Here is a 25,611-nt window from a genome sequence, read left to right as displayed (position 1 = left end):
TTTATCCTAGCCTCTTTTTCGTTTCTAAATGAAACGGAGCGTGAACAAGATGGTGCAATAAGAAACATTTTTTATGTGAGAAGCAGAGAAATCACACAGGATTCCAAGCTTTTTTTGCTGGTACGTTTTTTGCATGCAACTATCAATGGGACGCAATTCATGATCTGAGGGGGTGGAACAGATGGGTTGATGTTAGAAGCTGCAAGATAATGATAGCGCTTTCTTTTTTGTTATTGGAACCGAACCAAAGAAATGGGGGAGATCATTGTGCAAATGAAAAAAATCGTAATTCCGTTTCTGTTATTAGCAATGGTTGTACTGATGCAAGCCTGTGGAGGAGGCGCGACGGATGAAGCCGCCGCCGGAGAAGGGACTACGGAGGAAGGGTCGGGCTCTGCCAGCGGATATCCGGAGAGGCCGATTGAAATTATTGTTGGGTTTGGGGCCGGTGGCGGCAGCGATAATTTTGCAAGAGCGATTGCCAAGGAACTCGAAGATATCCTCGATGCGACGGTCAACATTGTAAACCTTGAAGGGGCGGCTGGAATCCACGCTGCCGATCATGTCGCCCGCGCACCGGCTGATGGCTATACGATCTGGTCCATGACTTCGAACTATCCGATCAATCTTGCTTCTGGCAGCACTCCTCATGAGTTAAGCACGTATAAGGCAATTGGTCGTGTCCAGCACGACACGATGGCTTTTCATGCGTTGAGTGATGGCAGGTTTGCGGACATTGATGATCTGATTGCTCAGGCAAAGGAAAGTCCGGGAGAAATTATGATTGGCGGGACGGGCTCCGCCGGGTTCGATGAACTTGTCGTCAGGCAGTTTGAAGAAGCGACAGGGACGAAATTAAATTATATTTCCTATGAAGGCGCCGGGGAAATGACAGCAGCTTTGTTAGGCGGCCATATTGATGTCATTGCCGAGGAACCTGGGCCGGCGATGGGCTATCTTCAGGAGGGAACATTGAACATGCTCGTCGCTTTCGCGGATTCCCCATTAGAAGGCTTTGAGGATACCCCGATTTCAACAGAAATAGGGATTGACGTAACAGATGGGCAAAACCGCGGATTTATGGTTCATGCCGATACACCGCCGGAGATTGTCGAGCTTTTGGAGCAGGCGCTTGAAGAAGCAAAAGAGCGCCCTGATTATAAAGAATACGAAGAAGCGAATTATTTGCATTTGCGCGATGGCTGGTTAAATTCAGAGGACTTTATGAAAGAGCTGGAGAACCTGACCGAGACATATGGTTCGATTTTGGAAGGGCTGCAATAACATTGGCAGAGTCGTTGAAGCAGGAAACCCGCTTTCCTGCTTACTTTTCTATTGTCGTGTCGCCTTCTTAGCACGATTTACGGCGGCTCCGCTCATTGCTTAGAGGCTCGGATAAAAGGTAAAGAACAGCCTTTTATCCGAGCCTCTTTTAACATCCGCACGATTTTCGAATCAGCAGTGAGGTCGGTAATTCGATATGCTGGCAATAGTCGTTATTATTGATTTTGCTGAGCAAGGCATCGAATGCTGTAATGCCGATCGTTTCGGGCGCCAGGCGGACGGTTGTGACGGGAGGGTCAATAATGGAAGCAGCTTCAAAGTCGCCGCAGCCAATAACAGCAACATCTTCGGGGCAGGCAAGCTCCATTTCATGAAGAGCTTCAATCGCGCCGATCGTTGTCAGATCATTGACGCAAAACAGCGCAGTAAGCTGCGGATGTTTTGCTAATAACGCTTTTGTTGCTCTTTTTCCACCTTCTACTGTAGCATTGGTGGCGACTAGATAATCCTCGTTTACGTGTAGGTTATGCTTTAGTAAAGCCTCTTTGTAACCTTTAATCCGCTCTTCCGTCGTCGTGATGTAATTTTTCCTTAACCCGCAAACTAAGCCGATTTCCTGGTGGCCGTGTTTAATAAGATGCGTAGTCGCGTCAAAGCCCGCCTGATAGTTGTTCGCCCCGACCCTTGGAATCTGATCGTACAAAGTATCATAGCGGTTGACGAAAACAATCGGGAACTGTTTATCAATCAGTTTTTGCAAGTAGGTTAAATTGCTTGAGGTAGGAGATAAAATCAACCCATCAACCATTTTCGAATGGAGAAGATGGATCGTTTCCCGCTCGTACTCTTCATTTTCATTCGTGTTCACGAAGAGCAGATTATAGCCTGCTTCCTGTGCCCGTCTGCCAATTCCATTGACGATATTCGTAACATGTGAATCGGGAAAGCTGGATACAACTAAGCCTGCTGTTTTGGTCGAATGATTTCGCAAGCTTTGAGCCATTGAATTAGGAACATAATTATATTTCTTAATGAGATCCGTTATGATTTTATGCTTTTCTGCTGATATTTTTTTAGTTCCGTTGATGACATGTGAAACGGTGGTGACCGAAACCCCAGCTTCTTGCGCAATCGTTTTCATCGTTATTTTCATTATGTAACTCCTAACTCCTCTATCTAATAGAATAGCGTAAATTAATTTCTCCCTATAGTAAGTGTAACGATCCCCCGTATTGAATTCAACGAATGTATCCCAGGAACAGCAGCAGGTTTAGGTTTAACGATTAACTATTTAGGGTGCAGAAATTAATGTTTTTTCCATTATACCTAAAAAACGAGCTTTTGATATGTTTTTTGTTCTGAAGCAGAGAGAAAGAAATGGATTGCATTAATTCGCTTTATTATAAGGTATTTTTTGAGATTGGATAAATGAGACGCTTAATAAAATTAATTTTCAGAAAGTTATTGACACGAAAAGGAACATATTTTATAGTCTAAATAGGTTAAACGTTTAACCTATTTACGGAAATTAGTTGCATATTAAGTAAGTTTTTTACTGATGTTAAACGTTTAATTAACGGAGGTGAAATAGAACGTTATTCCGCTTTGGTAAACTGTTATCGACTTATTTATTTGAATTTTCGAAAAGAGAGTGTGGCTAAATGATGAAAAAGATAGGTTTGATTGGCGTTGGGGCAATTGGCAGAGGAGTGCTGAAAAATTTACGGAAAAACAATTGTGAAGTGCTTGCCTATGACATTTCAGAAGCAGGACAGGAGGCAATTAAAGGAGCGGGAGGTCTCGTTGCCCGTCATCCGCGAGAGGTTGCGCAGTTTGCAGATGTGATGTTTTTAAGTCTTCCCGGGCCGCAGGTCATTAAGGAGCTGTTTTACGGAGAGGACGGAATAGCGGATTCAATTCTCGGCGGAACTAGAATTCTCGATCTAAGTACAATCGATCCGGCGACGACGCGGGAGATGAATACTTTCTGTCAGCAGCGTGGCGCTTATTATTTTGACTGCCCGGTCAGTGGAGGTCCTGCCGGAGCGGAGGACGGGACACTGACGATTATGGTTGGCGGCGATCAGGAGCAGTTCGAGGAAGTGCGAACGTATGTTGAGTACATCGGTGGAAATATTGAATACATCGGAGATTCAGGATTGGCGCAGGCGTTGAAGCTCTGCCATAACATGGTCGGAGCAGCAAATATCGTCGCTTTAGGTGAAGCGTTCGCGACAGGGGTTAAGCACGGGCTGAATGTTCAAGTCATCGCTGATGTGATTGGAAAAAGCTTAGCCGGCAGCAGATCATTGGAGTATTTCGGTCCCAATATTATTCACAACACCTATGAAAATGTTAAATTCATGCTAAATCATATGCATAAGGATCTTGGCCTCTATGTACGGATGACACAGCAAATCGGAGTCCCTTCCTTTATTGGCGCAAGCGCGTATAACTTATATCACGCAGCGAGAAACAACGGAAAAGGTCCGCTCGATCATACGGCTGTTTGCCAGGTGATTGAACAGTTAGCCGGTGTTACGTTAATTGAAAACAATCATTTGCCAAAAGCAGAATTGAAAGCGGTGTCATTAGAGGGAGCTAAAAAAGTCGGTTTAATCGGTGTCGGCGCTATTGGCAGAGGAGTGCTGAAAAATTTACGAAAAAACAATTGTGAAGTGCTTGCCTATGATATTTCAGAAGCAGGGCAGGAAGCTATTCGTCAGGCGGGAGGTCTCGTTGCCCGTCATCCAAGGGAGGTAGCGCAATTTGCTGATGTGATCTTTTTAAGTCTTCCTGGTCCGCAGGTGATTAAGGAGCTGTTCCAAGGAGAGGATGGGATAGCCGATTCGATTCTCAGTGGAACAAGGATTCTGGATTTAAGTACGATTGATCCGGCGACAACGCGTGAAATGAATGACTTCTGTCAGCGGCGTGACGCTTATTACTTTGATTGCCCGGTCAGCGGGGGACCTGCCGGAGCCGAAGATGGAACATTGACGATCATGGTTGGCGGGGATAAAGAACGGTTTGAGGAAGTGCTCGCCTATGTCGAATATATTGGCGAGAACATTGAATACATCGGAGAGTCTGGATTGGCACAAGCGTTGAAGCTCTGCCACAACATGGTCGGGGCGGCAAGCATCGTCGCTTTGGGCGAGTCGTTTGCGACAGGGGTTAAGCACGGATTGGATGTAAAAGTGATGGCTGATGTATTTGCGAAAAGCATGGGCAACAGTAAAATTTTGCAATATTTCGGTCCGAATATTATTTATAACACCTATGAAAACGTCAAATTCATGCTAAATCATATGCATAAGGATCTCGGTCTCTTTATGGAGATGACGCAGAGGGCCGAAGTGCCGTCCTTTGTCGGAACAAGCACCTACAATTTGTTCCATACAGCGAAAATTCATAATAAGGGTGCACTGGACCAGACGGCGGTTTGTCAAGTGATAGAGGATTTAGCCGCAGTGAAGCTGGTTGAAAATGTCGCCTCGGTTTAATGAAAATGAAGAGCTTAAGGGGGAAGATGAAAATGAAAAAGGTAGCCAATGTGAAAAATGTAAGCGCTTTATTGATTGTGGCCTTTCTCTTGCTTTTAGCAGCATGCGGAAACGAGGCAGCTGAATCAGGCGGGGACGGGGAGGCGCAAGCTGGTACGGAAACCGAAGCGCAAGTCATCACTGTTGCGCATCAGCAGCCGGACTCGCATCCTGTTCATATTTCGTTCACGGAGAAACTGAAACCGATGATTGAAGAAAACAGCAATGGTCAGCTGCAAGTTGAAATATACGGTGGCGGCCAACTGGGTGGAGAACGTGATGTCATGGAACAGACGCAGGCAGGACAAATTCATATTACCCATTTAAGTCCGATATTAGGGACGATTTACGAACCTGTTAACTTAACTGACCTTCCGTATTTATTTCGCGACTTTGATCATGTCGATCAAGTGCTCGATGGGGAACTAGGACAGGAAATATTGGACGGAATGGCGGCGGAGACCGGGTTGAGAGGACTGGCGTTTATTGATAACGGATTTCGGCAAATCACCAACAGCAGCAGGGAAATCAATTCGTTGGAGGATGTAAAGGGACTCAGTCTTCGGGTGCCGGAAGCTCCGATTTCCATCGCCAATCTTGAAGCGCTTGGGGCGAATGTGACGACAATTGCCTATAACGAGCTGTATAGTGCACTGCAGCAAGGGGTGGTTGACGGCCAGGAAAATGCCTATACAACCGCTGCTTCGGGAAAATTTTACGAAGTGCAGGATTATGTAGCTGAGACGAACCATATGTACGGGCAAAATATTATTCTTGCCAACGATAAATGGTTTACCGACCTCTCGCCAGAGCTACAGGAGGTCGTAACCGAAGCGGTAAAGGAAACGGCGCGTTATCACAACGAACTTCACCGTGGACAGGAAGCGGAAAATAAGCAGCTCCTCGTTGATAACGGCATGATTTTGACAACACCGGACTTAACGGAATTTAGAGAAGCAAGTGAAGTCGTCTATCAGAGTTTTTATCAGGAAAATCCGGATCTGGAAGAGCTGGTAGAAGAAATACGCCATCTTGGAGAATAGGCTGCATGCCGTACTCGCTGTTTTGCTGTGAGGCTTCCTTATGGCAGAGCAGCGAGGAATTATAGAAGAAAGGGTCATTCATATGTCCAAACAACAATCGAGCTTACAAGTTGAGCAGATGGAAATCGAAGAAGAGCTGCAATCGAAGCGGAAGAAGAAACGATTGATTATGCTGGAGAAGGCTGAGAACACCCTTGTTGCGACAATGCTGTTTCTCATCTTAATCGTTGTCATTGCTCAAGTTTATGCCCGCTTTGTGACGGGGAATTCCATTACTTGGGCCGGAGAGCTTTCCCGCTTTCTCGCTGTTTGGTTAATTTTCTTAGGCTCCGCCATTGCTTTGAGGCGTAATTTGCATATTCAGGTAGATAATGTATACAACAACGTTTCGGAAAAATTGGGTCTCGCCCTGTATGTATTGCGCGGTCTGATCATTCTGGCTTTTCTCGCGGTTATTTTCATCGGGAGCTTAGAGATGCTGGAAATCGTCTCGATGCAAACTTCACCAGGCCTAGGAATTCAGATGAATTTCGTTTATATCGTGATGCCGGTGTCCATTTGCTTGATGGTCGGCGTTGTGCTGTTTCAAATGTTCTTCAGATTCAGAAAGAAAAGAGGGTAGCGTATGTTGGCTTTGTTGCTTTTCCTAGTCGTTCTCTTTGCCTGCCTGGCCATCGGCATCCCGATTTTCATCGCCCTCGGGGTGGGAACAATCTCGATTTCCTTGTTTCTTACCGGCGGGATTCCGATTTCGATGCTTGGTCAGAAAATGATTACCGGTGTCGACAGCTTTCCGCTAATGGCGATTCCTCTTTTTATTCTTGCCGGAGAATTAATGAATACGAAAAGTATCTCCGGTCAGCTCGTCGAGTTTACGAAGGCGATCATTGGGCGTGTCAGAGGGGGCTTGGCGTATGTCGGGATCGGCACGAGCATGTTTTTTTCCAGCATTAGCGGCTCGGCCTCTGCAGGGACGGCCGCAGTTGGCGGCATTATGATTCCGGCGTTGAAAAAAGAAGGCTACCATAAGAACTTTGCCTCCGGCGTCATCGCGGCAGCTGGTTCGATTGGTCCGATTATTCCGCCGAGCATTCCGCTCATTATTTATGGCTTAACGGCCGAGGTATCGATTGGTCAGCTTTTTATCGCCGGCTATGTTCCGGGAGTGCTGATGGCGATTCTTTTTGCCGTAGTGGTGTTTTTTCACGCGAGAAAAGAGAATTACCCCATTGGATCAAAAATTTTCTTCCGTCAGTTTTTGAAAATTTCGTTAAAAACGATTCCGGCTTTTTTGCTGCCTGTTATTATAATGGGAGGAATTGTGATCGGGGCTTTTACGCCGACGGAATCTGCCGCTGTCGCCGCGGGCTATGCGTTTATTTTGTCGGTGATTGTGTTCAGGGAAATCTCTCTTAAAGAGCTTCCGAGTGTATTTGCGCGCGCCGCTTATGCTTCTTGCGTTATTATGATTGTTATCGCTTCGGCTAATTTATTGTCGTGGACATTAACGATTCAGCAAATTCCCGCGGCGATGACCGAAAGCTTGTTAACGATTACGGAAAACAAAATTCTTATTTTGCTGTTAATTAATTTTATCGTCATTATTCTCGGAATGTTCCTCGACGCCGGCTCGGTCATTTTAGTCGTCACACCGCTCTTTTTGCCGGCTATCCTGAATATCGGCTATGACCCGATTTTGTTTGGCGTCATGCTGGCGGTCAATTTAAGTATTGGTGTGTTGACGCCGCCTGTCGGACTGAATCTGTTTGTCGCCTCGTCGATCGGGAATGCCGGACTGTTTCAGGTTGCGAGGGCCTGTATTCCCTTTATTATTTGTATCATGGTTATTTTAGTGTTGATGATTGTTTTGCCTGACCTGTTTAATTATTTGCCGAACCTCTTTTACGGGTGACGGGGAGTTTTAGCTTGTATGTTTAAATAAGAAAAGGAAGGTGTTTTAAATGAAAACCGAAACAATCACACGAGAGCTTATGCTAATTAACGGAAAGTGGACAGAAGCAGCGGGAAAGGAATTTTTTCAAATTGAGAACCCGGCGAAACGGGGAACCGTTATTGCCGAAGTGCCGCGTGCGACAGCTGAGGATGTCGACAACGCCGTGCAGGCAGCGAACGAGGCGTTTGACAGTTGGAGAAAAGTGCCGGCGCGAGAACGGGGGCGGATGCTCTGGAAAATCGCTGATGCCGTTGATGCGCAGTTTGAAGAGCTGGCCCGGACGATTGCCACGGAAACGGGGAATGCCTTGAAAACACAGGCGAAAGGGGAAGCAAAGGGTGTCGCTGATGTCATTCGCTATTTCGGTGGCGTCGCCGGAGAGCTGAAAGGCGAAACCCTCCCTGTTGATAATCAACTCTTCGCTTATACCCAGCGAGAGCCATATGGCGTGATCGGCGGAATTATCCCATGGAATGCCCCGGTTCAGCTTGCCGCGTTAAAAATCGCGCCGGCGTTGGCGGCAGGGAATACGATCGTGTTGAAAGCAGCAGAGGATGCGCCATTAGGCGTGCTGAAGCTCGCTAAAATTTGCGCGGACATATTGCCGCCGGGTGTCGTCAACATTTTGACCGGCTTTGGTGAGGAGTGCGGGCTGCCACTGGCGAAGCATCCGCTTGTGAGAAAGCTGACATTTACCGGTTCGACGCAAACAGGAAAAATCATCATGCATGAAGCAGCTGAACGGATCATTCCGATTTCGTTAGAGCTTGGCGGGAAAAGCCCGCAAATTGTTTACCCTGATGCCGACAGTGAGAAGGTAATCGACAATGTGATGTCGGCGATGCGATTTGCGCGCCAAGGCCAGTCGTGCTCAGCCGGATCCCGTCTCTATTTGCATAAATCAATCTATGATTCCTTTGTTGAAAAGCTGATTGCGAAGGCGAAGCTTCTTCAAGTAGGCGATCCGCTTGATGAGAATAACGATATGGGCTCGATTATTAATGAGAAGCAGTATAACAAAGTTTGCTCCTACATCGAGGAAGGGATCAATCACCCCGATATCGAGCTGCTTCTCGGCGGATTACCACCGGCGGAAGGCCCGCTCTCAGAAGGGTATTTCCTTGAGCCGACGATCTTCGCCGCTCCTCATGATGATCTGCGTCTGGCGAAGGAAGAAATCTTCGGTCCGGTTTTAATCGTCATTCCGTGGGACGATGAAGAGGAAGTCATTAAGATGGCGAACAGAAGTGATTATGGGTTAGCTGCGTTTATTTGGACGAAGGATACGACCCGTGCGATGCGGACGGCAAATCTGCTTGAAGCCGGCTGGGTTCAAATCAACCGCGGCGGTGGAATGATGACGGGGCACTCGTACGGCGGCTATAAGCAAAGTGGAATTGGCCGTGAATATTCTTTGGAAAGTATGATTGAAAGTTTTACTCAGACAAAAAGCATTATGATTGATTTTGATGAATAAGGAACGCGCGCGGGGCCGGGCCGAAGGTGAAAACCACCTTTGGTCCGGCCTCCTTGTTTTTGCCGGCCGATTGCCGACGCTATTAAAATTCTGAAAGTGATGTTAAAATATGGACAAGTAAGATCGTGTTAGTCCATTTTACATAATCGATTTGGGAGGGGAATGTTTGATGACTCAAACAGTTGGCTTTATCGGTACAGGTGTAATGGGAAAAGGTATGATCAGAAACTTGATGAAAGCAGGCTATACGTTACACGTTTATACGCGGACAAAAGCAAAGGCGGAAGAACTGCTGGCAGAAGGGGCCATCTGGAAGGAGACTCCGGCAGAGCTGGCGGCTGCCTCAGACGTCGTCATTACAATTGTCGGTTATCCACGGGATGTAGAAGAAATTTATCTTGGTGAAAATGGAATTGTTGAACAGGCGAAGGCGGGCAGTTATATCATTGATATGACGACATCCTCGCCGCGGCTGGCCGTTGATATTTATCAAAAAGCAAAAGAAAAGCAACTATACGCCCTGGACGCTCCTGTGTCCGGAGGGGATATTGGGGCGCGTGACGGAAAGCTGTCAATCATGGTTGGCGGAGATGAAGAAGCTTTTCAGGCAGTGAAGCCAATTTTTGAAGCGATGGGAACGAATATTAGGTATCAAGGAGAGGCTGGCGCTGGGCAGCATACGAAATTAGCGAATCAGATTGCGATTGCCGGCAATATGCTCGGTGTGTGTGAAGCGATGGTTTATGCTGAAAAAGCCGGCCTTGACCAGCACAAAGTGCTGACGAGTATTACGACGGGAGCGGCGGGGAGCTGGTCGTTGAGCAATCTCGCTCCAAAGATGATTGATGGTGATTTCGCGCCCGGCTTTTACGTGAAACATTTTATTAAAGATATGACGATTGCGCTGGAATCGGCAGAAGAGATGGGACTGCTCACCCCGGCATTAAAGCAGGCAAAGACGATGTACGAAGAATTGGCGGCGATGGGGGAAGAAAACAGTGGAACCCAGGCGCTTTACCGCTGGTACCAAAGCAAGAGCTGACACAGGGGCTGGACAAAAGGGTGTTTTTTTATGACGAAGCTGCTGAAAAAGGACGATTTTCACTTTTTCAGCAGCTTTTTCTTCGCGTTACGAAAAAGGACGTTTTCCTGTGGCCTCGCTACGAGTGGGTTTCTCATAACGGGCTTGTGGCGTGTGAAGCCATTGCCAGTTTGGTCTCAAGCGCATTTTTTGCTAAGGATGCGGTGGGAATGGAAAGTAAATGCGGTAAACGCAGCTGAAAGAGCTATCTTGATGGGAGAATCACTTCCGGAAGGACAGCTCTTTTTATGTTTGGATCGTTGCTGCAGTAAAACAATCCAAAGACTGAGCCTTTTCAAGTGGTCCTCCCAGAGTTAAACATTTTACACAAAAAATGGTTCTGGAAGCACAATAATTTTGTATTTGGTTTTAGAGGAGGAGGGGTCATGTACAGATTACGGAAAAGCATCAAAAGGAAGACCGTTCAACAGCAGCATGCAAATGAACCGATTGACACCTCGCTTCAAAAAAACATAGAGACGATGAAAGAGCTTTATTCCTACAAGATCAATCAAGACTTCTCGATACGGGAATTCACGATAAAACATTCCGCGAAAAAAGCAGCATTATTGTATTATCAATCGACGGTCGATCCGGTTAAAATCGCCAAGTCGATTATCGAACCGTTGTTACTGTTTGATGGCGAATCGATCGAATCAATTGTCACGCTGGACAACTTGAGCGAAGGTTTCGAAACCGAAGATGTCATTACGGGTATTAATAATGGCTATGCTGTTCTGTTTGTCGACGGTGAAAGCAAAGCGTATCTGTTTAATGTATCCGACTTTAAGCATCGAAATATCGAAAAAACTCAAAACGAAAATTTGATAAAAGGACCGAAAGAAGCTTTCTCGGAATCGAGCCTTGTCAATATCTCATTGTTGCGAAAACGAATTCATGATAAAGACTTTATAACAGAGACGGTGTCTGTTGGCAAACGGCTTAAAGCGGATGTCAGCATCCTCTACATGAAGGATATCGCCAATCCGGAAATGATTCAGGATGTAAAAAAGAGAATCGCTACCATTCAATCCGACAGTGTACGAAGTGTTGAGCTGTTGGAACAATACATTGAGGATCGCCCGTACTCTTTAATCCCGACGATCTTGTATTCGGAACGGCCTGACAGGGCAGCCGCCTATCTAGAGGATGGCTATGTTGTACTGCTGATGGAAAACTCCTCGTCCTGTTTGGTTTTGCCGGTAACCTTCTGGTCTTTTTTTCACTCGGCGGAGGATCGCTATTTGCGTCTTCTCTTCGGGAACTTTTCAAGAGTTGTGCGAATTCTGGCCTTCTTCATTACGCTGTTAATTTCAGCTCTTTATATTTCATTGGTCAATTATCATGATGAAATGATCCCTCCCGACCTGCTTTTGGCTATTGCCGCCACCCGGGAGAAGGTTCCATTTCCTGTGATCATAGAAGTGCTGATAATGGAATTGGCATTCGAATTAATTCGCGAGGCCGGGCTGCGTATTCCTAACCCGCTTGGCCCGACAATTGGGATCGTCGGGGCCCTTATTTTAGGGCAGGCCGCGGTGGAAGCGAATATCATCAGTCCCGTCATTGTGATCGTTGTCGCTCTATCCGGCCTTTCTTCATTTGCGATTGCGGATATTAGCTTTAATTACACGATTCGCTTATCGCGGTTTATTTTCATTTTCTGCGCTGCCGCGTTTGGGATGTTCGGACTCGTAGGCTGTTACATATTATGGACCATTTATTTATGCTCCATCACGTCATTCGGAGTGCCTTTCTTAGCGCCTTTAGCTCCGTATTTTACATCCTCAAGGGATACGATATTAAGAAGAAATATCAGAAATGAAATTTGGCGGCCTGCTTTTTTAAAACTAAAAGACATGCAAAGAAAACAGAGGACACAGAAGACAGGTGATGATGAATGGACGTAACGAACAAGGTGGGAGTGAGGGAATTTATCGCTGTTATTTTGCTGCTGATCGGAAGTAAGCTGGCTGATAACACGCCGGCTATCCTGGTTCAAGAAGCGAGAAATTCCTTCTGGATGATTCCTTTAGTCGCATTGGCGGTATTCATTCCCCCGTTCCTGCTTTTTTTGCATTTGTTAAAAAAGCATCAGAACAAAAATCTGATTGAGCTTGTGAATCACATTCTTGGCCGTTATGCCGGCTTTGTGCTTGGCCTTCTGATCTTTATAGTGACCTTTTTAACGCTTATTATCGACAGTCGCAGTTTCGTCGAGGAACTAAGCGTCCTGTATTATCCGAAAACACCCCTTCTTGTTTTGTTGGGTGTCCTGCTGCTTATTTGCGGTCTGGGAGCCAGGCTGGGACTTCAACATGTGATGGCCGCTTCCTGGGTGATTCTTCCCTATGTCAAAGTGAGCGTCATCTTTTTATTTCTTTTAGCGCTGACCAATAATGAATGGAGGAGAATCTTCCCGCTCTGGGGGGATGGGTTTCAAATACTCCTGATTGAAGGAGTGAGAAATGTTTCCCTGTTTACAGATTTGTTTTTATTGACAATGGCCTACACCTCATTGAGAAGAACGACAGCATTTCATCGTGCCTCCTACTGGGGACTGGGGATTGTCTCGCTTGAACTGTGTATCGCTTTTTTACTTTACGCGACGATGTTTGATTATAAATCGATCGACACCGTTGCTTATCATTTTCATGAAGTAACACAGTACATCCATTTGGGGATTTATTTTACCAATATTGAAACCTACTTTATGTTCTTTTGGCTGCTCGCTGTTATCATCCGCTTTATTATCTACCTATATTTTGCGACATGGATCTTTGCCGCCGTCTTTAACATTAAAAATTTCCGCCAGCTCGTATTCCCGCTTGCTGTATTGACAATTTGGCTTGGCATCCTACCGGAAAATTCAATTGAATTAACATTACTATATCGAAAAGAGCTCTTCCTTGCCATTTCATTGCTATTTCTCACGACCCCCTTTTTATTATGGGCAGTGGAAAAAATGAAAGGAGGGATCAAGGCGTGAAACGATACCTGCCTCTCGTTTCGCTCTGGCTTCTCCTCTTTCTTACCGGATGTTATGACCTTACTGAATTAGAACAAAAAGCATACGTTGTCGCAATTGGAATTGATCGAACAGATGAGCAGGGAATGTATGAAGTTTCGTTCCAGATGGCTAACCCGGAGGTAGGAACGACGACTCAGGCCGCTGCCACGGATGAGCAGCCGAAAGAAACGGTTACTTTGGTGGCGCCCGATTTCATTTCAGCTCAAAATACAGCAAATTCATTTGTAACACGCGAATTGACATTTGATCATACAAAGGTACTAATCATTTCAGAGGAATTAGCCCGCTCCGGGGAATTACTAAACATTATCCAATCAGCCAATCAGGAGAGTCAGCTGCGCAGAGGTGTTCAAATGATTGTCTCTAAAGAAAAGGCAAGTGAATTCCTTACAAATACCGCGCCGCCGATGGAAACGCGCCCGCACAAGTATTATCAATTTATGCTGGAACGGGGGCAGGAAACAGGGCTGATTCCTGATGCCGATATTCATCGTTTTTTTCAAATAACGGAAGGGGATGCGGACTTATTTCTGGCGATCTATGCGACAAGCATGATAACGGACAAGGGTGCAAACGGCAGTGAAGATGAGTATGTGGCCGGAGAGGTTCCACAAGTGAACAGACAGGAAACCCAGTTTATCGGCTCGGCTGTTTTTAAAGAAGGGACGATGATCGACCGGCTGGATGGGGAAGAAACGAGATTGACCTTAATTATGGATAATACTCTTAATATGGAGGACGTGCTGACGACGTATCCCGATCCTATGGATGACCACTACCGGATAACAACAAAGTATATTCAGAAGGATAAAACATCGGTGAAAATCAATTATGTGCAAGATGGACAAGCGAAAATTGACATCTACATTCCTTTTCATTTAGAGGTGCTTGCCGTTCCGAGTTTGATTGATTATTCCAATAACAAAGAGAACCTTCAGCTGCTAAGGACATCGCTCGAAACCTATATTACAGACGTGGCTGAAAAACTAATCAAGAAGACACAGGAGGAATACAAATCAGAACCATTTTACTGGTCGCTCTATGTGAGACATCATTTCAAAACGATTTCAGAATACGAAGCCGCGGATTGGCATAATCAAATTTATCCGAACGCGGATATAACGATTACCTTTGATCTGAAAAACATCCGGTTCGGAAAATTAATCAAGTCCGCCGATTTAGATGAAGTGAGGGATTAATGATGCTTTTTTTATGGATTGTGGCATTTGGGACGGCGTTTTACACGGTGGTGATCGCAAGAAAGATTTTCAAGGATGAGGGCAATACGTTTGGAGCGATAATGGTCGGCGTTCTTGCCGTTTCGATTTTGCTTGGCCCCTTTTTTATCAACTATTTCCGGTAGCTGAAGGGCTGGGCAAAAGGTAGAACAACCTTTAGTCCCAGCCTCCCTGAAAAAGCAATTTAGAACGGATCTAAAAATCCATGATGCCCGGCAGTGGAGCGCCGCAATCCTCCCCGGTTTTCAATTTCTTTAATAATTTCCCGGTGAATGGTTACACCTTCAGCATTCACATATGGAGCTATCTGCTGGAAACTGTGATGAAAAAAAGCAAGCTCATCGTCGCTCCAGTTCTGCTTTTCCACGGTAGAAAGCTCAGTCATATCACGACCGTCATACATCACATTCCCTCCTCTTTGCCTAGTGTGGCTGTTCGCAGTCGGAGCTATGCGCTATAATGTAAAGGTATGAAAAGGTATTGTTTCGAATTAATCGTTGCTGAAATGGAGGCATTTTAAGATGGAACAGAAGGTAGCCCTGGTCACTGGCAGCAGCCGCGGGATCGGGAAAAATATCGCGCTGAAATTAGCGGAGCGCGGGTATGATTTGGTGATTAATTATGCAAGAAGCAAGCAGGCGGCGCTTGATACGGCGCAGGAAATTGAAGCGCTCGGGCGAAAAGCGTTAGTCGTGAAGGCGAATGTCGGAAAGCCGGACAAAATCAAAGCGTTATTTGCCGAAATTGACGAGACGTTCGGAAGGCTCGATATATTGGTGAACAATGCGGCTTCCGGTGTGCTGCGACCGTTGATGGAGCTGGAGGAAAGTCATTGGGACTGGACGATGGATATAAACAGTAAGGCGCTTTTGTTTTGCGCTCAGGAAGCGGCAAAGCGGATGGAGAAAACCGGCGGCGGTCATATTGTCAGCCTCAGTTCGCTCGGGTCAATCCGCTATTTGAAAAATTACACGACAGTCGGTGTATCAAAAGCGGCCGTCGAGGCGTTAACGCGCTATCTGGCTGTTGAACTGGCGGAAAAAGGGATCATCGTCAATGCCGTATCCGGCGGCGCGGTCGATACCGATGCGTTGACTCACTTTCCGAACCGCGAGGAGCTTCTGGCGGACGCGGCGGCGCGGACCCCGGCTGGCCGGATTGTCGAGCCGGATGATCTGGCGAAAGCGGTGCTCTTTTTATTATCGGACGATGCGAAAATGATTCGCGGGCAGACGCTGATCGTTGATGGCGGGATTTCCCTGCTGGCCTAAAAAATTATTGTATAATCTTACACCTCCCCGGACATCTTAAGTATCGTGGAGGTGATATCACATGGACAAACAACAACAAGCTTCTAAAACAAATGCTCAACAAGTCCGTAAGCAAAACGCTGCTTCTGCGCAAAACCAAAGCTTCAACACTGAGTTTGCGAGCGAAACAAACGCTCAAGAAGTAAAACAGCAAAATGCTCAAGCGGAAGCTCGTAAAGGTCAAGCATCCGCTCAACAGCAACAACAGCAACAACGTCAACAATAATGTAAGCAAGTTGTATGAGATTGCGTCAAACAGGCAGGGAGCGAACCTAAACGGTTTTGCTTCCTGCTTTTTGTTATCGTTTCCTAAACAGAGAGAATCGTTGGGATGTTGTCGAGAACGTTTACTTTGTGCCTATCTATACATAATTTCCGCTTATTTTGCAGCAAAAAGCGCTAACCATTTCAAAACAGAATAGAACGAGTTATAATATAGAAGAATGAAGAGAATTTTTTACCGCAAGCAAACGTAATAGTAATGGATAGGGTAGGAAAAAAGGATGAGGGAACAAGTGAAGTGAGCGCGCGTTTTTGATGAGACCTACTGACGTCCGAAATTTTGTGAGGAAGGAGATCTTTATGAATTTTCCCAAAGTTGGAAGTCATATTCAGATCCAGAGCTATAAGCATAATGGATCGATTCATCGCATTTGGGAAGAAACAATTGTGCTTAAAGGGACGTCAAAGGTTGTAATAGGCGGGAATGATCGAATACTTGTGAAAGAATCTGACGGACGGAATTGGCGGACACGGGAGCCGGCCATTTGCTACTTTGATTCTGAACAATGGTTTAATACGATCGGAATGATTCGATCCGACGGAATTTATTACTATTGCAACCTTGGTTCACCTTTTACCTGGGATGAGGAAGCGTTAAAGTATATTGACTATGACCTAGATATTAAGGTGTATCCGGATATGACCTTTAAGCTCTTGGATGAGGATGAATATGAATTGCACAGTAAGCAAATGAATTATCCACCGGCTGTCGATGATTTGCTGAAACGGGGCGTCGATGAGTTGATTTCATGGATTCATCAACGGAAAGGCCCCTTTGCGCCGCAATTTGTTGAAAGCTGGTATGAACGGTTTTTGCAATATCGCTAAATAAGTCAGACAGGGGTGTGCCAAAAGGGTTACCTACCTTTTAGCACACCCCCTTCTCAGCGAATGAAAAGGGGGTGGCGAAACTGAATAGCATAAAGCGCTATCTGGCTTTCGTCAAGCCATATTGGAAGGAAATCATTCTGACGGTTTTAATTGGGGTGCTGAAATTCGGCATTCCTTTACTTTTGCCGTTAGTGATGATGTATGTGATTGATGACATCATTTTCGCAGAAGCGTTAGCTGATGATGAAAAGCTGTCACTTTTATTTAAAATCATGATTGGCATGTTTTTTATTTTTGTCGTTTTGCGCCCGCCGATTGAGTACTTCCGTCAGTACTTTGCCCAGTTCATCGGCAACAAGGTGCTGTATGATATCCGTGACCAACTGTTTACCCATATTCAGAAGCTCAGTTTGAAATTTTACTCCAATCGCAAGGTCGGGGAAATCATTTCGCGGGTGATTCACGATGTGGAACAAACGAAGACGTTTGTCATTACCGGACTAATGAATATTTGGCTGGACTTATTTACGATTATTATTGCGGTTATTATTATGTTGAATTTAAACGTCTGGCTGACAATTGTCGCGATTTCGATGTTTCCGCTTTACGGTTTTTCGATCAAGTTCTTTTACAGCAGGCTCCGTCATTTGACGCGTGTGCGTTCTCAGGCGCTTGCTGAGGTCCAGGGGCATCTTCATGAACGGGTACAAGGGATGAACGTCATTCGCAGCTTCGCGTTGGAGGAGTATGAGCAGGACCAGTTTGCCAAGCGGAATGGGCATTTTCTGACGAAAGCAATCGATCATACGAAATGGAACGCGAAAACCTTTGCCGTCGTCAATACGATTACCGATGTCGCCCCGCTGCTAGTCATTTTCGTCTCCGGTTATTTTGTCATTACCGGACAGCTTGAAGTAGGGGCGATGACCGCCTTTGTGCTCTATATGGAGCGGCTGTACGGCCCGCTTCGCCGGCTCGTAAATTCCTCGACGACATTGACGCAGGCTATTGCTTCGATGGATCGTGTATTTGAATTTATTGATGAAAAGTATGATATTGTCGATCGCTCTTCTGCAACTCCGCTCAAACGGGCGCAAGGCAGCTTTGAATTTGACAATGTAACCTTTCGCTACAATGAAGATGAGGAACCGGTTTTAAAAAATTTACAGCTCAAAGTAGAACGGGGAGAGACGATCGCCTTTGTCGGGATGAGCGGCGGAGGAAAGAGCACGCTCATTAGTCTGCTGCCGCGCTTTTATGATGTCACCGAAGGACGGATTCTCTTGGATGGCAAGGATTTGCGCGACTATCAGGTCCGCACGCTGCGCGACAATATCGGCATGGTGCTGCAGGATAATATTCTGTTCAGTCATTCCGTCAAGGCGAATATTTTGATGGGGCGGCCTGACGCCACTGACGAAGAAGTAGTTGCCGCTGCAAAAGCTGCTAATGCGCACGGCTTCATTATGTCCCTGCCGAACGGCTATGAGACGGAGGTCGGCGAAAGAGGCGTGAAGCTTTCAGGCGGTCAAAAGCAACGCGTGGCGATTGCCAGAGTCTTTTTGAAAAATCCGCCGATCCTGATTTTTGATGAGGCGACTTCGGCGCTTGATTTGGAAAGCGAACATTATATTCAAGAGGCGCTTGAAAAATTGGCGCGTGATCGCACGACCTTTATCGTCGCCCACAGGCTCTCGACGATTACCCACGCGGATCGGATCGTCGTCATTGAAAATGGCGAAATTGTCGAGTCCGGCAGTCACGAGGACCTAATGGTCAAAGGCGGCAGCTATCAGAAATTATTCGAGGTTCAGCAGCTTTAAAAGGGGCTTGGCAAAAGGTGAAAAAACAACCTTTTTGCCAAGCCCTCTTTTCAGTCATCTTCAGGATCTTTGATTTTGACTTCATTTTCTAATTTGTGGTAGTTGAAGAAGCTGTCGACAAGCTGGTCGAGATGTTCAAGCTGCTCCTGGTATTCAATCATTTGCGAGACGATTGGCAGCAGCTGGAGCCATTGCTCATGTGTGGTGCAGTCCTGTTCCCGCAATTCAATAAAGCAGGAGACGAGCTGTTCCTTGCCGCTGTTCATCCGTTCGGTCAATTCCTCCGGATGGTGCGAATGAACTTTCCCGACATAGCGCAGTAAAATCAAGTCATGATAGGCGGTTAAATAGTCGAGCTGCTTTTCAAATTTCTTTTGGATCTTGTCGGAAGTATGATTCAATGCTTCCGCCCGCCGTTCGAGGTTTTTCAGCACACTGAATGCTTTTTTTGTCGTGACGAGCATTTGGCGGAATAAGACAACTTTACGTGCTTTGCCGTATTTGTTCCGCTGAAAATAATTGCGCTCTTCCTTATATAAAAGATACAGGTTTTCGATTTTAATCATGCTCTCTTCCAGGCGGCCCAAGTCTTTTTTCAGCGCGCGCGGGTCAGCGTCGTTGCGAATAAAAAGCATCGTCCACTGGTTGATGTCTTCCGTCGCCTTTTGCAGCTTGTGATAGAGCTTCGTTTCATAGCGCGGTGGAACGAAGACGAGATTGACAATAAAGGCGGAAATCACCCCGAGCAAAATTAAGAAAAAGCGGCCGGTAGAAAACTCGATAAAGTTATCGGCCGGGCTCTCCATCACGATGATAACGGTAATAATCGCCAATGGAATCGTTGAAGACTCGAGCTTCACTTTTAAAATGATCGCGATCGCGATGACGACGACGATTCCGATAACGAACGGCTCATGGCCAAAGGTCATCACGAAAATAACGCCTAGAACCGCACCGATCAGGTTGGCTTGCACTTGATCCAAAATCGTTTGAAATGTGCGGTAAATAGATGGCTGAACAGCGAATGCGGCAGCGAGGGCGGCGAAAACCGGCGGCTCAAGCCCGAGCCATATCGCTAAATACAGGGAAATCATAATGGCAAGACCCGTTTTAAAAATACGAGCTCCAAGTTTCATATAAAAATGATGTCCTTTCTTGTTTTCCGTTTAGTTTCTCTTACATCTAGTATTGCAATTATCATTACTCAATACCCTTCATAAAAGATTACCGAACGTAATATACAATATCTGCCGGAAAGCGGCAAGTGATTTTTTTCAGAAAGATGAAAAGAGGTCTTTTTGAGGAAGCTGCTGAAAAAGTGCGATTTTCACTTTTTCAGCAGCTTTTTCGTAATGAGCGTAACCATTGCCTGGTTTTGAAAGCCTTGCTACGAGCGGGTTTCTCGAAGCAAGGCGCGGAGCTATTCCTCTTTCTCGAGTTGCGAAAAACATTTGGAGGAACGAAATGACTTAGGAGGCTGTTATTTAATTCATCGCTGCGAAAGCTTGATCAACCGCGTCTAACGTTTTCTCGATATCTTCTTCTGTGTGGGCGATCGTCAGGAACCACGCTTCGAATTTCGACGGCGCGATATGAACGCCGCGTTTTAGCAGTTCCTTGAAAAAGATGCCGAATTTCTCGCTGTCGGTTTTTTCGGCCTGCTCATAATTGGTGATCCGCTCAGCGCCAAAATAAATCGTCAGCGCGCCTTTGAGACGGTTAACGGTGACAGTCTGTTGATGCTTCTCGGCAAGGGTCAGCATTCCTTCTTCAAGCTTTGCTCCAATCTGATCGAGCCGCTCATACAGTCCGCTTTCCTGCAAAACTTCCAGGCAGGCAATGCCGGCGCTCATGGAAGCTGGATTACCGGCCATTGTACCGGCCTGATAGGCTGGCCCGAGCGGGGCAACCTTTTCCATAATGTCCACCCGGCCGCCATAGGCGCCAATCGGCAGGCCGCCGCCGATGATTTTCCCGAGCGCCGTCATATCCGGTTCGACTCCTAAATAGTTTTGCGCGCCGCCATACATGAAGCGGAAGGCGGTGATCACTTCGTCATAAATAACGAGAGCGCCGGCATCATGTGTAAGCTCATTGACTGCTTCAAGGAAGCCTGGTGCCGGCTCGACGATGCCGAAGTTGCCGACAATCGGTTCCACGAGAACGGCGGCGATGTCGCAGCCCCATTTATCAATTGCCTGCTTGTATGCGTTGATGTCATTAAAAGGTACGGTGATCACTTCTTTGGCGATGCTCTTTGTCACCCCGGCGGAGTCAGGCGTGCCCAACGTAGAAGGTCCCGAACCGGCGGCGACGAGGACGAGGTCGGAATGGCCGTGATAGCACCCGGCGAATTTGATGATTTTATCGCGTCCCGTATAAGCTCTGGCGACGCGGATCGTTGTCATCACCGCTTCTGTGCCGGAGTTGACAAACCGCACTTTTTCGAGCGATGGAATCGCTTCTTTCAGCATTTTCGCGAACTGATTTTCCAATTTCGTCGGTGTTCCGTACAGGACGCCGTTTTCGGCAGCACGGGTGATCGCTTCTGTAATATGAGGATGAGCATGTCCCGTAATAATCGGGCCGTATGCCGCCAAGTAATCAATGTAACGGTTTCCGTCAACATCCCAGAAGTAAGCCCCTTTGGCCCGCTCCATAAACACAGGGGTGCCGCCGCCGACGCCCTTATAAGCCCGTGACGGGCTGTTAACGCCGCCGACGATATGCTCTTGAGCTTCTTTATATAAGGCTTCTGATTGTGAATGATTCATGTTATACCCTCCAGCTGTGGTCAATTTGCTAAGAATTCCTGTTCTTATTCAACCATACAACTCTTGTCATCAGCAAGGCCAGCCTCTTCTAAAATGCGCCAGACAAGCATAATGATCAAGGGAGGGGGAACAATGATGACAATGCTTTTATATGGTATTTTAGTTACGGCGACGACAGGGACGATCGTCAGCCTTTTGCTGCTGCTTCGTTACCGACCGTCGCGCGGGGCTTATGCTGTATCTCTTCGTCATTTTACTTTGCTTGTGCTAGTTTACATCACCGTGATCCTTTCCTTTTCCATTCTGTATCTTGGATTAGAGCTGTTGGGCGTTCATGTCTTGGTCGAAGCGAATCATTCGATTCAAGGGCCGATGCCGCATATGCTTGAAGATATTATTTACTTTAGCGCTGTGACCTTGCTTTCAGTCGGCTACGGGGATTTAGTGCCAATTGGAGTGGGCCGGATCATCGCCGTGATTCAGGCGCTTTTTGGGTACCTTCTCCCGGCGGCCTTTGTCGTGACAACCGTCTTCCATGTAAAAAGCAAGGGTGGTTAGTTGTCTTCCGGCTTAAATTCGGCTACGCTTAAAGAAATCGTATGGAAAGGATGATTCGATGAAAGCTCAAATTGGACAAGAAGCTCCTCCATTTACTCTTCCGTCAAGTAACGGAGAAACGGTGTCACTGGCCGACTTTAAAGGAAAGACCGTTGTGCTTTATTTCTATCCAAAGGATATGACTCCAGGCTGCACGACACAGGCGTGCGACTTTCGTGACCGGATTGACGATTTCTCCGGTCTGAATACGGTGATTCTTGGTGTAAGTCCGGACCCGGTAGACCGTCATAAAAAATTTATTGATAAATATGAGCTGCCCTTTCAGCTGCTTGCCGATGAGGATCATCAAGTGGCCGAGGATTATGGCGTATGGAAGCTAAAAAAGTATTTCGGTAAGGAATATATGGGAATTGAACGTTCAACCTTTGTCATTGATAAAGACGGGATCTTAGTGAAGGAATGGAGAAAGGTCCGTGTGAAAGACCATGTGGAGGAAGCGTTGACCTACATTAAAGATGAACTTGAAAGCTGAGTAACAGCTGTACATGAGAGGGATGGCCGGGGAAAGGACTGGCTCCGCCCGTTACATTCTCCGTGAAAGAACCCCACTTTCATGGAGAATAAAGATATTGAACGGGTCCGCGCAATGCTTCTAAGAAAAAGCCTGCGCGCTCTTCTTAAAGGATTTCTCGTACGAACCACGAATCATTCACTTGAATAAATTACTAATGAACACCTAATAGAAATGGGGGGTAACATGAAGCTCTTAGTATGTATTATTGATAACATGTATGCCAATGAGGTAGAAACTCAACTGAGAAAGCAAGGCTATCGAATGACAGAGTTGGCCAGTTCCGGAGGCTTCTGGAGAAAAGGGAACACGACTTTTCTTTTTGGGGTTGAGGAAGCGGATCTTCCCGGGTTATCAGACGCCCTTAAAGCAGCCTGCCTTGATGTGGAAAAGAAGAAACAAAGGGCAAGCAAACAAGAGCATCGGTATACCTCCTTTTTGTTGCAAGTGAAGGATGCGGCTCCTTTGTTAAATATTTGAGAGCGTTGACAGAGAAGGCTTTTGCATATTATACTTATTATAAGGTAAGAATGGTTTTCTTTTGAAAGAGAGGTGCATGACAATGTCTGCCCATCGCTTGCAAGATGCACTTGATGCGTTGAAAAACACCCGCGTGCGTATGACTCCGCAACGTCATGCGATTTTGGAATTTTTATATGAATCAATGACTCATCCGACAGCTGACGATATTTATAAGGCGTTGGAGGGTCGTTTTCCCAATATGAGTGTGGCAACCGTTTATAATAACCTGCGGGTCTTTAAGGAAGCAGGGATCGTTAAAGAGCTGACATATGGAGACTCATCGAGCAGATTTGATTCGGTTACCTCTGATCACTACCATGTGATCTGCGGGAATTGTGGAAAGATCGTCGACTTTCATTATCCTGGGTTAGACGAGGTGGAAACGCTGGCGGAGCATGTGACAGGCTTTAAGGTTCATAGTCACCGGATGGAGATTTATGGAACGTGCCCATCGTGTCAAGGAGAAAAGGTCAATCATTAAAGGGGCTGGGACAAAGGGTGTTTTTCACCTTTTGCCCAGCCCCTAAGAATGTGGTAAGTGAAGCCATTGCACCTATATGCTCTTAGTGTTTGGTGCCTGTCCGACACGGACAGGCACTTTCTTATTGCTTCGATTTTGATTTGCGGTTATAGGTTTCGTCAAATTCTTTTCCTTCGAGTGATTTATCTAACGTTAATGGCTCGCTGCAATGCATGCAGGCATCAACCCGGCCAAGCATTTTTGTCGCTCCGCCACAGCTGGGACACACAACCTGAATCGTCCTCGTCGACAGCATTCCGATCCAAAAGTAGACGACGGTACTTCCGATCACAAATAAAAAACCGAGCAGCATCGTAATGGTCATCAGAATAACCGATTGTCTGAAGAAGATGCCGATATACATCACAAGGATGCCGATAAACACAAGTGACAACGCAAAGGTTCTGATCTTATTAATTTTGTTCGTGTATTTTAAAGCCATGATTGTCCCTCCTAGCATGTAGTATAGCATATGGCGGTCAATTCAACATCCGTTCGATTCTGTCAGAGTGGCAGGAGATTTCTCGTGGGCGTCGAAGAAGATAGTTCTGCATCGGTATTTTTTGATTTGAGAAAGGAGTTTGATGGTAATGGAAGGAACACTGCGTCAATTATATCAGGACAGAGCCGGCTTGGAGGAAACGCTGGCTATTATGTTAATTGAAAAGGAGATGTCCCCGCTGTCCATTACCGATGGCTCTGAAGTTGTTATCCTTCTTATTCATAATAAGCCTGAAGAGGAATGGCAGGTAAAGCATTACGAGGTGGATGGCAAACAGGTTTCGTTTCATTTCTTAAGTCAATGCTTGATGCATCAGGTTTTAATTGCCGGAAATCAGCGCCGGTTAATAGATTGGCTCGTCAATGGGAAGATTGTTTTTGACCGGAATGAGTTTTTAATGGGGATTAAAGATAGAATTGAATCCTTCCCGCCCAAGGATCGTTCGAAAAAAATGACGATTCAATTCACAAAGCTGCTCAGAAGGTTTGAGGAAGGAAGAACGTTGTTCAGACATCAGCATTACTTCGATGCATACAGCCATATGATGCATGCGTTGCATCATTTAGCACGTTTATCGGTTATTCATCACGGCTATTATCCGGAAGTGACGGTTTGGGAGCAGGTTCGTCATATTGAACCGCAAACGTACAAGCTTTATCAGGAGCTATTGAAGAGTGAAGAGCCGTTGGAAAAGCGGATTGAGCTTCTTATTTTAGCGACGGAATTCGCTGTTCATTCCAAAACGAGCGTCGGCAGCCAGCATTTTCTTTCTATTATTGAAGAGGGACCGTCGACGATGGCCGATTATATGGAGCATCCGGAAGTCGAGGATTACCGCGTCGATTTAGAATTGTTGGTCCAGCATTTAGTTGAAAAAGGTTTTCTTTCAACGGAAGAGGAAAAAACAAAAGCGGAAGGAATAACAAAAATCACTTATTTTCTTGAAAAAATATGTTGACGTCATTTTGCAGGTGTGATAAATTATTATTTGTCGCCGCTGAGGTGATGAAATGATTTAAATTAACCCTTGACGCGAAATGTCAACCGGTGTTAAGATATAAAAGTCGCCATTGGCGATTCGAGTTCTTTGAAAACTGAACAAAAGCCAAGCGAAAAAAAGGTGACGAATGTCACCGCAAAAAAGTCAGCGGAGCCTGCACAGGATGCAGCGTGAAGCGACTGTCAATTTATTAACGTAAGAGCTTAATCAGCTCACCATTTTTATGGAGAGTTTGATCCTGGCTCAGGACGAACGCTGGCGGCGT

The 25,611-nt window shown here is 46.1% G+C and carries 26 protein-coding genes; 21 read left to right on the top strand and 5 right to left on the bottom strand.

Features of this window, described 5'->3' with window-relative positions; translation table 11 throughout:
• Positions 1–273 precede the first annotated feature (273 nt).
• A complete protein-coding gene (locus ABMB67_RS20455) occupies positions 274–1,284 on the top strand; it encodes a tripartite tricarboxylate transporter substrate binding protein (RefSeq protein ID WP_251223141.1) in 1,011 nt (336 codons plus the stop codon).
• Between the two features lie 148 nt (positions 1,285–1,432).
• Here the strand turns inward: ABMB67_RS20455 and ABMB67_RS20450 are convergent, their stop codons facing one another.
• Positions 1,433–2,437, bottom strand: a complete 1,005-nt coding sequence (locus tag ABMB67_RS20450; protein ID WP_354573166.1) for a LacI family DNA-binding transcriptional regulator — start codon at positions 2,435–2,437, stop codon at positions 1,433–1,435.
• 508 nt (positions 2,438–2,945) lie between these two features.
• Between ABMB67_RS20450 and ABMB67_RS20445 the strand changes: the two genes are divergently transcribed.
• The 11 genes from ABMB67_RS20445 to ABMB67_RS20395 all read left to right on the top strand — a co-directional run bounded on the left by ABMB67_RS20445 (position 2,946) and on the right by ABMB67_RS20395 (position 14,778).
• Complete coding sequence (locus tag ABMB67_RS20445) at positions 2,946–4,790, top strand: NAD(P)-dependent oxidoreductase (protein ID WP_354573165.1); 1,845 nt, start codon at positions 2,946–2,948, stop codon at positions 4,788–4,790.
• A gap of 32 nt (positions 4,791–4,822) precedes the next feature.
• Entirely contained in the window at positions 4,823–5,872 is a 1,050-nt protein-coding gene (locus ABMB67_RS20440) for a TRAP transporter substrate-binding protein (RefSeq protein WP_251223138.1), read from the top strand.
• A gap of 40 nt (positions 5,873–5,912) precedes the next feature.
• Positions 5,913–6,494: a TRAP transporter small permease gene (locus ABMB67_RS20435; protein ID WP_251223137.1), complete on the top strand. Its 582-nt coding sequence runs from the start codon at positions 5,913–5,915 to the stop codon at positions 6,492–6,494.
• A gap of 3 nt (positions 6,495–6,497) precedes the next feature.
• Entirely contained in the window at positions 6,498–7,784 is a 1,287-nt protein-coding gene (locus ABMB67_RS20430; protein WP_251223136.1) for a TRAP transporter large permease, read from the top strand.
• Positions 7,785–7,833: 49 nt separating this feature from the next.
• A complete protein-coding gene (locus ABMB67_RS20425) occupies positions 7,834–9,303 on the top strand; it encodes an aldehyde dehydrogenase family protein (protein ID WP_354573164.1) in 1,470 nt (489 codons plus the stop codon).
• 169 nt (positions 9,304–9,472) lie between these two features.
• The gene (locus ABMB67_RS20420; protein ID WP_251223134.1) at positions 9,473–10,345 is read left to right on the top strand and encodes an NAD(P)-dependent oxidoreductase; all 873 of its coding nucleotides are present in this window, start codon (positions 9,473–9,475) and stop codon (positions 10,343–10,345) included.
• Positions 10,346–10,365: 20 nt separating this feature from the next.
• Positions 10,366–10,584, top strand: coding sequence for a hypothetical protein (locus ABMB67_RS20415; RefSeq protein WP_354573163.1), 219 nt, complete (start codon positions 10,366–10,368; stop codon positions 10,582–10,584).
• Positions 10,585–10,770: 186 nt separating this feature from the next.
• The gene (locus tag ABMB67_RS20410) at positions 10,771–12,294 is read left to right on the top strand and encodes a spore germination protein (protein ID WP_354573162.1); all 1,524 of its coding nucleotides are present in this window, start codon (positions 10,771–10,773) and stop codon (positions 12,292–12,294) included.
• Complete coding sequence (locus ABMB67_RS20405) at positions 12,285–13,373, top strand: GerAB/ArcD/ProY family transporter (RefSeq protein WP_354573161.1); 1,089 nt, start codon at positions 12,285–12,287, stop codon at positions 13,371–13,373. The genes ABMB67_RS20410 and ABMB67_RS20405 overlap by 10 nt, the downstream gene beginning before the upstream one ends.
• A complete protein-coding gene (locus ABMB67_RS20400; RefSeq protein ID WP_354573160.1) occupies positions 13,370–14,614 on the top strand; it encodes a Ger(x)C family spore germination protein in 1,245 nt (414 codons plus the stop codon). The genes ABMB67_RS20405 and ABMB67_RS20400 overlap by 4 nt, the downstream gene beginning before the upstream one ends.
• Positions 14,614–14,778, top strand: a complete 165-nt coding sequence (locus ABMB67_RS20395) for a hypothetical protein (protein ID WP_354573159.1) — start codon at positions 14,614–14,616, stop codon at positions 14,776–14,778. Before ABMB67_RS20400 ends, ABMB67_RS20395 begins: the two co-directional genes overlap by 1 nt.
• A 59-nt stretch (positions 14,779–14,837) precedes the next feature.
• On the opposite strand, the gene yfhS is transcribed toward ABMB67_RS20395, so the two are convergent.
• On the bottom strand, positions 14,838–15,056 hold the full coding sequence (gene yfhS, locus ABMB67_RS20390) for a mother cell protein YfhS (protein WP_354573158.1): 219 nt from the start codon (positions 15,054–15,056) through the stop codon (positions 14,838–14,840).
• 118 nt (positions 15,057–15,174) lie between these two features.
• Here yfhS and fabL point away from each other — a divergent pair, with 118 nt between their 5' ends.
• The 4 genes from fabL to ABMB67_RS20370 all read left to right on the top strand — a co-directional run bounded on the left by fabL (position 15,175) and on the right by ABMB67_RS20370 (position 18,899).
• Positions 15,175–15,924 (top strand): enoyl-[acyl-carrier-protein] reductase FabL, encoded by a 750-nt coding sequence (fabL, locus tag ABMB67_RS20385; protein ID WP_251194967.1) that lies wholly within the window; start codon positions 15,175–15,177, stop codon positions 15,922–15,924.
• 61 nt (positions 15,925–15,985) lie between these two features.
• On the top strand, positions 15,986–16,189 hold the full coding sequence (locus ABMB67_RS20380) for a gamma-type small acid-soluble spore protein (protein WP_251223133.1): 204 nt from the start codon (positions 15,986–15,988) through the stop codon (positions 16,187–16,189).
• Positions 16,190–16,545: 356 nt separating this feature from the next.
• Complete coding sequence (ntdP, locus tag ABMB67_RS20375; protein WP_251194969.1) at positions 16,546–17,073, top strand: nucleoside tri-diphosphate phosphatase; 528 nt, start codon at positions 16,546–16,548, stop codon at positions 17,071–17,073.
• Between the two features lie 83 nt (positions 17,074–17,156).
• On the top strand, positions 17,157–18,899 hold the full coding sequence (locus ABMB67_RS20370; protein ID WP_251223270.1) for an ABC transporter ATP-binding protein: 1,743 nt from the start codon (positions 17,157–17,159) through the stop codon (positions 18,897–18,899).
• 50 nt (positions 18,900–18,949) lie between these two features.
• On the opposite strand, the gene ABMB67_RS20365 is transcribed toward ABMB67_RS20370, so the two are convergent.
• Positions 18,950–20,035, bottom strand: a complete 1,086-nt coding sequence (locus tag ABMB67_RS20365; protein WP_251194971.1) for an aromatic acid exporter family protein — start codon at positions 20,033–20,035, stop codon at positions 18,950–18,952.
• Positions 20,036–20,383: 348 nt separating this feature from the next.
• Complete coding sequence (locus ABMB67_RS20360) at positions 20,384–21,673, bottom strand: glutamate-1-semialdehyde 2,1-aminomutase (protein ID WP_251223132.1); 1,290 nt, start codon at positions 21,671–21,673, stop codon at positions 20,384–20,386.
• 132 nt (positions 21,674–21,805) lie between these two features.
• Here ABMB67_RS20360 and ABMB67_RS20355 point away from each other — a divergent pair, with 132 nt between their 5' ends.
• The 4 genes from ABMB67_RS20355 (at position 21,806) to perR (ending at position 23,805) form a co-directional block, all read left to right on the top strand.
• Positions 21,806–22,231, top strand: coding sequence for a potassium channel family protein (locus ABMB67_RS20355; protein WP_251223131.1), 426 nt, complete (start codon positions 21,806–21,808; stop codon positions 22,229–22,231).
• Between the two features lie 58 nt (positions 22,232–22,289).
• Positions 22,290–22,763, top strand: a complete 474-nt coding sequence (gene bcp / locus ABMB67_RS20350; RefSeq protein WP_354573157.1) for a thioredoxin-dependent thiol peroxidase — start codon at positions 22,290–22,292, stop codon at positions 22,761–22,763.
• 225 nt (positions 22,764–22,988) lie between these two features.
• Positions 22,989–23,282 (top strand): cyclic-di-AMP receptor, encoded by a 294-nt coding sequence (locus ABMB67_RS20345; protein ID WP_251194975.1) that lies wholly within the window; start codon positions 22,989–22,991, stop codon positions 23,280–23,282.
• Between the two features lie 82 nt (positions 23,283–23,364).
• A complete protein-coding gene (perR, locus tag ABMB67_RS20340; protein WP_251223130.1) occupies positions 23,365–23,805 on the top strand; it encodes a peroxide-responsive transcriptional repressor PerR in 441 nt (146 codons plus the stop codon).
• A 121-nt stretch (positions 23,806–23,926) separates the two neighbouring features.
• Here the strand turns inward: perR and ABMB67_RS20335 are convergent, their stop codons facing one another.
• Positions 23,927–24,286 carry a YgzB family protein gene (locus tag ABMB67_RS20335; protein ID WP_251223129.1) on the bottom strand — a complete coding sequence of 120 codons (360 nt, stop codon included), beginning with the start codon at positions 24,284–24,286 and terminating at the stop codon, positions 23,927–23,929.
• Positions 24,287–24,434: 148 nt separating this feature from the next.
• On the opposite strand from ABMB67_RS20335, the gene ABMB67_RS20330 reads away from it, so the two are divergent.
• Entirely contained in the window at positions 24,435–25,304 is an 870-nt protein-coding gene (locus ABMB67_RS20330; protein WP_251223128.1) for a nucleotidyltransferase-like protein, read from the top strand.
• Positions 25,305–25,611 lie beyond the last annotated feature (307 nt).

The sequence above is a fragment of the Halalkalibacter oceani genome (assembly GCF_040544555.1).
In the GTDB taxonomy this organism is placed as follows: Bacteria; Bacillota; Bacilli; order Bacillales; family Bacillaceae_D; genus Halalkalibacter; species Halalkalibacter oceani.
This window is presented reverse-complemented; position numbering and strand designations above follow the sequence as displayed.

Excerpts from the sequence above, each read along its gene's own strand:
- ABMB67_RS20420 (WP_251223134.1), top strand. The coding sequence starts at position 9,473 with ATGACTCAAACAGTTGGCTTTATCGGTACAGGTGTAATGGGAAAAGGT.
- yfhS (WP_354573158.1), bottom strand. The coding sequence starts at position 15,056 with ATGTATGACGGTCGTGATATGACTGAGCTTTCTACCGTGGAAAAGCAG.
- ntdP (WP_251194969.1), top strand. The coding sequence starts at position 16,546 with ATGAATTTTCCCAAAGTTGGAAGTCATATTCAGATCCAGAGCTATAAG.
- ABMB67_RS20410 (WP_354573162.1), top strand. The coding sequence starts at position 10,771 with ATGTACAGATTACGGAAAAGCATCAAAAGGAAGACCGTTCAACAGCAG.
- ABMB67_RS20425 (WP_354573164.1), top strand. The coding sequence starts at position 7,834 with ATGAAAACCGAAACAATCACACGAGAGCTTATGCTAATTAACGGAAAG.
- ABMB67_RS20355 (WP_251223131.1), top strand. The coding sequence starts at position 21,806 with ATGATGACAATGCTTTTATATGGTATTTTAGTTACGGCGACGACAGGG.
- ABMB67_RS20360 (WP_251223132.1), bottom strand. The coding sequence starts at position 21,673 with ATGAATCATTCACAATCAGAAGCCTTATATAAAGAAGCTCAAGAGCAT.
- ABMB67_RS20380 (WP_251223133.1), top strand. The coding sequence starts at position 15,986 with ATGGACAAACAACAACAAGCTTCTAAAACAAATGCTCAACAAGTCCGT.
- ABMB67_RS20440 (WP_251223138.1), top strand. The coding sequence starts at position 4,823 with ATGAAAAAGGTAGCCAATGTGAAAAATGTAAGCGCTTTATTGATTGTG.
- ABMB67_RS20455 (WP_251223141.1), top strand. The coding sequence starts at position 274 with ATGAAAAAAATCGTAATTCCGTTTCTGTTATTAGCAATGGTTGTACTG.
- ABMB67_RS20330 (WP_251223128.1), top strand. The coding sequence starts at position 24,435 with ATGGAAGGAACACTGCGTCAATTATATCAGGACAGAGCCGGCTTGGAG.
- perR (WP_251223130.1), top strand. The coding sequence starts at position 23,365 with ATGTCTGCCCATCGCTTGCAAGATGCACTTGATGCGTTGAAAAACACC.
- ABMB67_RS20405 (WP_354573161.1), top strand. The coding sequence starts at position 12,285 with ATGGACGTAACGAACAAGGTGGGAGTGAGGGAATTTATCGCTGTTATT.
- ABMB67_RS20430 (WP_251223136.1), top strand. The coding sequence starts at position 6,498 with ATGTTGGCTTTGTTGCTTTTCCTAGTCGTTCTCTTTGCCTGCCTGGCC.
- bcp (WP_354573157.1), top strand. The coding sequence starts at position 22,290 with ATGAAAGCTCAAATTGGACAAGAAGCTCCTCCATTTACTCTTCCGTCA.
- ABMB67_RS20365 (WP_251194971.1), bottom strand. The coding sequence starts at position 20,035 with ATGAAACTTGGAGCTCGTATTTTTAAAACGGGTCTTGCCATTATGATT.
- ABMB67_RS20450 (WP_354573166.1), bottom strand. The coding sequence starts at position 2,437 with ATGAAAATAACGATGAAAACGATTGCGCAAGAAGCTGGGGTTTCGGTC.
- ABMB67_RS20435 (WP_251223137.1), top strand. The coding sequence starts at position 5,913 with ATGGCAGAGCAGCGAGGAATTATAGAAGAAAGGGTCATTCATATGTCC.
- ABMB67_RS20445 (WP_354573165.1), top strand. The coding sequence starts at position 2,946 with ATGATGAAAAAGATAGGTTTGATTGGCGTTGGGGCAATTGGCAGAGGA.
- ABMB67_RS20345 (WP_251194975.1), top strand. The coding sequence starts at position 22,989 with ATGAAGCTCTTAGTATGTATTATTGATAACATGTATGCCAATGAGGTA.
- ABMB67_RS20395 (WP_354573159.1), top strand. The coding sequence starts at position 14,614 with ATGATGCTTTTTTTATGGATTGTGGCATTTGGGACGGCGTTTTACACG.
- ABMB67_RS20335 (WP_251223129.1), bottom strand. The coding sequence starts at position 24,286 with ATGGCTTTAAAATACACGAACAAAATTAATAAGATCAGAACCTTTGCG.
- fabL (WP_251194967.1), top strand. The coding sequence starts at position 15,175 with ATGGAACAGAAGGTAGCCCTGGTCACTGGCAGCAGCCGCGGGATCGGG.